The following is a 4,927-nucleotide window of genomic DNA, read 5'->3' as shown; positions in this document are numbered from 1 at the left end:
GTTCGGCGGCGTGCCAGGGGCGGCCGGGGAAGACGGTCACCCCCGCTGCCGCGGCCGCAGTGGTCACCGCTACGTCGTCGGTGTTGTCGGGCAGCCGTACCCAGAGGTGCAGTCCACCGCGCGGGACGTCGCGCGGTGTCAGCGACGGCAGGTGCCGGTCCAGCGCGGCGAGCAGCGCCTCCCGGCGGGCCCGCAGCTGGACGCGCAGGCTGCGGCGGTGCCGGTCCCAGGCCGGCGCGGTGAGGAACTCCAGCGCGGCCTGTTGCAGCGACCCTGCGACGAAGAGGTCGTCGAGCAGGCGGGCGGCGCGCAGCCGTGCCCCGGCCGGCCCGCGCGCGCCGATCGCGGCGATCCGCAGGCCGGGCGCTGTGGACTTGGTCAGCGAGCGCAGGTAGACGACGTGCCCGTCCGGGTCGTCGGCGGCCAGCGGCGGCGGGGCGTCGCCGTCGACGGTGAGGTCGCGGGCGTAGTCGTCCTCGACCAGGAACGCCCCGGCCTCGCGCACCGCCTCGGCCACCTCGCCGCGCCTGGCGGCGGCCAGTGTCGCGCCGTGCGGGTTGGCGTACAAGGGCTGGCAGTAGAACAGGCGGGCGCCGGTACGGGCGAACGCGGCGGCGAGCTGGTCGGGGCGTACCCCGTCGGCGTCGGCGGGCACGGGCACCACCCGCAGCCCGGCGGCGCGCGCGGCGGCGAGCGCGCCCAGGTAGGTGGGGGACTCGACCAGGATCGTGTCGCCGGGGATGGTGAGCGCCCGCAGCGTGGAGGAGAGCGCTGCCTGCCCGCCCGGGCAGATCACCATGTCCTCGGCGCGCAGGCCGCCACCCGTCTCGCGGGCGAACCAGGCGCGCAGGTCGGCGCGTCCCTCGACCGGACCACGCTGCCACGCGGCCGGCTGCCGGGCCGCACGGGCGAGCGCCGCACCGAGCGCGGCGGCCGGCTGGAGATCAGGGTCCAGGTAGCCGCCGGTCAGCGGAATCGCGCCCGACGGCGGTAACGCCAGCAGCGCCTGCATCTCCTCCTCGCCGCCCCGCCGCGAGCCGAGCGCGACTGTCTGCCACGACAGGTCCGCCCGCGGAGGGCCGGCGCGCCGGGCCGCCACGTACGCGCCACGGCCCGGCCGGGTCTCCACCAGCCCGTCCGCGACGAGCCGCCGGGTCGCCTCGGCGACCGTCACGGGGGAGACGTGATGGTGCGCGGTCAGCTCCCGCACCGACGGCAGCCGCGTGCCGGGCGCGGCGTCGGCCGCCAGCGCACCCAGATGCCGGACCACACGGTCGATAGCGCTACCATCGTTCATGACGGCACAGAGTAGCGCTACCGCCTCGACCACGATAACGGTGAGACCGGGCGCCGGCATCGCCCTCGGCGCGCTGGGCGTACTGGCCTTCAGCATGTCGCTGCCGGCCACCCGCGTCGCGGTGCACACACTGGACCCCTGGTTCGTCGCGTTCGGACGGGCCGTGGGCGCGGCGCTGCTCGCGTGGGCCTACCTGCGGCTGACCGGCGCGCCGCGCCCCACCCGGGACCAGTGGCGACGGCTGTCGATCGTCGCGCTCGGCGTCGTGGTCGGCTTCCCGCTGTTCACCTCGCTGGCGCTCACCACGCAGACGTCAGCGCACGGTGCCGTGGTCGTCACGGTGCTGCCCGCCATGACCGCGGTGTTCGCGGTGCTGCGCGCCGGTGAACGGCCGCCGCCGCTGTTCTGGATCGCCGGTGCCGCGGGCTTGGCGCTGGTGCTCGCCTTCCTGGCCGCGAGCGGCTCGATGCGGGGGACGCTGTCGCTCGCCGACCTGTTCCTGCTCGCCGCCGTGGTGCTCTGCGGACTCGGGTACGCCGAGGGCGGCCGGCTGGCCCGCGACCTCGGCGGCGCCCGGACGATCTGCTGGGCGTTGCTGCTGTCGCTCCCGGTCACCGTGCCGGTCACGGTGGTGGCCGCGCTTCTCCATCGCCCGCAGGGCGGCGTCGCCGCCTGGACCGGGTTCGGCTACCTCACAGTGGTGTCGATGTTCCTGGGCTTCTTCGCCTGGTACGCCGGGCTGGCCCGGGGCGGCATCGCCAAGGTGGGCCAGATCCAGCTCGTCCAGCCGGTGCTCACGCTGATCTGGTCCGCGGTGCTGCTCGGTGAGGCGGTCACGCCCGGCGCGCTGGTGGTGGCGGGCGCGGTGCTCGCCTGCGTCGTGCTCATCCAGCGCACCCGGGGCGGCGCGACACCGGCGCCCACCCCGGGCGAGCCGGCCTCAGCAGGCCGCGATCGTGCCGGTCACGCCGGAGACGTACGCGTGGCTGACGAAGTGTCCTGATGCGAGGCGGTTCCACTGGCTGGTGGTCCGGTACGGGCCGCTCACCGACTGGCCGGTGACCGAGCACTCGATCGGCACGTTGGCGTAGGTGGCGGCCAGGCCGACGACGGGATTGCTCGTGCCGGGGCCGGACCGGATGTTGAGCGGGCCGCTGCCGATCCGGCCCCGGGTGCCGGTGCCGGTCCAGAGGTAGGCGACGTCGACCCAGGCGTTGTCGGTGAGCAGCAGACCGTCCCAGAACGTGCCGTCGGCGAGGTCGATGCCGGCCGGACTGCCCACCACGCGCCCGAACTGGTCCCGGCCGCCGTTGTAGCCGCTCTGGTACGCCGCCTGCGCCTCGGGCCGGCCCTGCGGCAGGTCCTTCCACATCTCCCGGACACTGCCCGGGTTCCAGTAGTCGTCCCTGGTGTTCCACGGTCCGATGTCCCAGACCGGCGCGTACTCGCAGCGGCTGCGGGTGGTGGTGCAGACCCGCACGGTGTAGTCGCCGGTGTTCTTCGGCGCGAGGCCGCGGGCCGACGGCAGCGCGACGAAGTGGTCCCGCGAGACGATCACGTGCCCGTTGGCGGTGGTGCCGCCGACCAGTCCCTCCCGCGTGGCGTACACCCGGTAGGTGAGGCCCGGGGTCGCGGCCGTGACGGCGACGACCGAGTCGGCGACGAGCCGGACCGCGCGCACTGTGGGCGCGGCGGACGGCCGTTCGGCGGTGAGGGCCACCCGGACCTGGACCCGCGTGACCGGCTGGTCGAAGACGGCCTCGGCGGAGACGGACCGCCACTCGGTCCACGCGCCCGATCGCCAGCCGCGCGCCGCCACCTCGACGGCGCCGCCGGTGCCGGGGGCCGCGTCGACGTCGGCCCGGACCCGGTTGGCCGGCGCGGCGAGCGGGTGGGGCGCGGTGACGAGCATGCCCCCGGCCGTCTGCCGGCGCTGCGCGGCTGGGCGGCCCGCCGTGTCGGCGAGGCGCAGTCCGGCGCCGGTCCAGCGGACGCCGACGTCGTCGGCGTCGACGACTGTGAGGTCGGCGCTCCACGTGTTGCCGGTGGCCGTCGGTTCAGCCGGGGGTGCGGCGGGCGCCGGGGAGACGGCCAGGACGGCGGCGAGCGCGCCGGCGACAGCGGCCGGCGGGGTCCTGCGGGGATGGGGCATGGCGCTCCTCGTGGGGGCAGGAAGTAGACGAACGTCGATCTCTGGGGTGAGGTGCAGGCAACCATCGATCGCGCGTCCCGTCAAGAAGGCGTCCGCGGCCTCCGGCCGCCCGGAGTAGTGCAAAAAACCTGCAAACGCCAGGCCTTGCCTTCCTGGAAAGCGCTTTCATACGATTGCGTTACATCGATGTTTCATTTGCGGGCCGGGCATCGCAGATGAACGACATTCGCTGGCGGCGCGCCTGATCGCGTCGCGGCTCCTCATTATTCCCATTCGGTGACTGCCGTTCGCTCGGCGGCAATTCCCGCATGCTCGAAAAAGGAATGAGGCGACATGAGAAGACCAGTCGCGCTGCGACTCCACGCGGCACTGGCCACGGCGGTCGTGGGTATCGCCGTCGCCGTGGTGCTGCCGTCCCCGCAGGCGTCGGCGGCGGCCGGCAGCGCCACCGGCTACGCCACCCAGAACGGCGGCACCACCGGCGGCGCGGGCGGGCAGACCGTACGCGCCACCACCGGCACCGCCATCCACGCCGCGCTCTGCGGCCGGGCCAGCAGCAGCACCCCGATCATCATCGAGGTGACCGGGACCATCAACCACGGCAACACCAGCAAGGTCTCCGGGTCGAGCTGCAACACCGCGGACGGGGTGATCGAGCTGAAGCAGATCAGCAACGTCACCATCATCGGCGTGGGCAGCGGCGCCGTCTTCGACCAGCTCGGCATCCACATCCGCGACTCCCGCAACATCATCATCCGGAACGTGACGGTGCGGAACGTCAAGAAGTCGGGCTCGCCCACCTCCAACGGCGGCGACGCGATCGGGATGGAGAGCAGCGTCCGTAACGTGTGGGTCGACCACGTCACGCTCGAGGCGTCCGGCGGGGAGTCGGAAGGCTACGACGGCCTGTTCGACATGAAGGACGACACCCAGTACGTGACGCTGTCGTACAGCATCCTGCGCAACTCCGGCCGCGGCGGCCTCATCGGCTCCAGCGAGAGCGACCGCGGCAACGGCTACATCACGTTCGAGCACAACCTGTACGAGAACATCGACTCCCGTACGCCGCTGCTGCGCGGCGGCATCGCCCACATGTTCAACAACCACTACACCGGGCTGCACGAGTCGGGCATCAACTCCCGGGCCGGGGCGCGGGCCAAGGTGGACAACAACTACTTCCGCAACTCCAAGGACGTGCTCGGCACGTTCTACACCAGCGAGCGCGGAACCTGGCAGGTCAGCGGCAACATCTTCGACAACGTGACCTGGTCCTCGCCCGGCAGCGACAACTACCCGGCGGGTCCGAACGTGACGTCCACGACCACAGTGAGCGTCCCGTACTCGTACCGGCTCGACGCGGCGAGCTGCGTGCCGGACATCGTGCGGCAGACGGCGGGCGCGAACACCGGCCTGCGGGTCTCCGACGGCAACTGCACGCCGCAGTCCCCGCCCCCCACCACGCCGGGGCCGACCACGCC

4 protein-coding genes are annotated in these 4,927 nt (G+C 73.4%); 2 read left to right on the top strand and 2 right to left on the bottom strand.

Features of this window, described 5'->3' with window-relative positions; all coding sequences use genetic code 11:
* The coding region (locus tag ABD52_RS36245; RefSeq protein ID WP_047894719.1) for a PLP-dependent aminotransferase family protein at positions 1-1,297 on the bottom strand (1,297 nt) is incomplete at its 3' end.
* 40 nt (positions 1,298-1,337) lie between these two features.
* Here ABD52_RS36245 and ABD52_RS36240 point away from each other — a divergent pair.
* Positions 1,338-2,300 (top strand): DMT family transporter, encoded by a 963-nt coding sequence (locus tag ABD52_RS36240; protein WP_047894718.1) that lies wholly within the window; start codon positions 1,338-1,340, stop codon positions 2,298-2,300.
* Here the strand turns inward: ABD52_RS36240 and ABD52_RS36235 are convergent.
* Positions 2,238-3,449, bottom strand: a complete 1,212-nt coding sequence (locus ABD52_RS36235; protein ID WP_047894717.1) for a hypothetical protein — start codon at positions 3,447-3,449, stop codon at positions 2,238-2,240. The two genes, ABD52_RS36240 and ABD52_RS36235, sit on opposite strands and share 63 nt — an antisense overlap.
* Before the next feature lie 333 nt (positions 3,450-3,782).
* Between ABD52_RS36235 and ABD52_RS36230 the strand changes: the two genes are divergently transcribed.
* Positions 3,783-4,927 (top strand): polysaccharide lyase family 1 protein (locus tag ABD52_RS36230; RefSeq protein WP_047894716.1); only part of this gene is annotated, 1,145 nt, incomplete at its 3' end.

This window comes from Micromonospora sp. RV43 (genome assembly GCF_001029515.1).
Classification (GTDB): Bacteria; Actinomycetota; Actinomycetes; order Mycobacteriales; family Micromonosporaceae; genus Micromonospora; species Micromonospora aurantiaca.
The sequence above is the reverse complement of the archived record's forward strand: the minus strand, read 5'-3'. Positions and strand labels throughout refer to the sequence as shown.

What these genes read in the sequence shown, in the direction of transcription:
- ABD52_RS36235 (WP_047894717.1), bottom strand. Translation starts at nt 3,449, where the DNA reads ATGCCCCATCCCCGCAGGACCCCGCCGGCCGCTGTCGCCGGCGCGCTC.